The organism is Aeromonas taiwanensis, from assembly GCF_000820165.1.
Taxonomy (GTDB): Bacteria; Pseudomonadota; Gammaproteobacteria; order Enterobacterales; family Aeromonadaceae; genus Aeromonas; species Aeromonas taiwanensis.
Genome location: NZ_CDDD01000002.1, coordinates 1 through 582, shown reverse-complemented (window position 1 = coordinate 582; position 582 = coordinate 1). Strand labels below are relative to the sequence as shown.

The 582-nt window shown below is 68.7% G+C and carries 1 protein-coding gene; it reads left to right on the top strand.

What is annotated here, in order from left to right:
- A partial coding sequence (locus BN1136_RS00485; protein WP_043807890.1) for a cellulose synthase subunit BcsC-related outer membrane protein occupies positions 1–543 on the top strand: 543 nt, incomplete at its 5' end.
- Between the last annotated feature and the right edge of the window lie 39 nt (positions 544–582).

Sequence of the window (582 nt, the reverse complement as noted above, 5' to 3'; positions counted from 1 at the left end):
GAGCCCCACGCTGACCCGGCTCATGGGGGGGGCTATTACAAGCTCGTCAACGAGAACCACCGCCGGGTCAGCGTGGGGCTCAACACCATGCTGTGGCATTACCAGCAGGATCTGAGCGGCTATACCCTGGGGCAGGGGGGCTACTACAGCCCGCAGGGATACTTCTCCCTCTCGGTGCCGGTCAGCTATCGTCAGCGCACGCCCGACTGGTCCTGGGAGCTGGGTGGGTCGGGTTCCTGGTCCCGCTCCCGCACCGACGACAGCCGCCGCTACCCGCTGGCGGAGCTGCTACCCACCGGCCTGCCGGACAGGAATGCACCGGTGGAGGGGGGCAGCAGCAGCGGCTTCGGCTACACCCTCAACGCCGTGGTGGAGCACCGTCTGACCGAGCACTGGCGCATCGGTGGACGGGTGGACATCCAGCAGGCGGACGACTACGCCCCCAGCCATGCCACCCTGTTCCTGCGCTACACCTTCAAGCCCTGGCAGGGGGATCTCGACATGCCGCCCCGGCCCCTCACCCCCTACGCGGACTTCGACTGACAGGGGCGCCCGAGCTCGCCGGGCGCCCCTGTCAGTCGA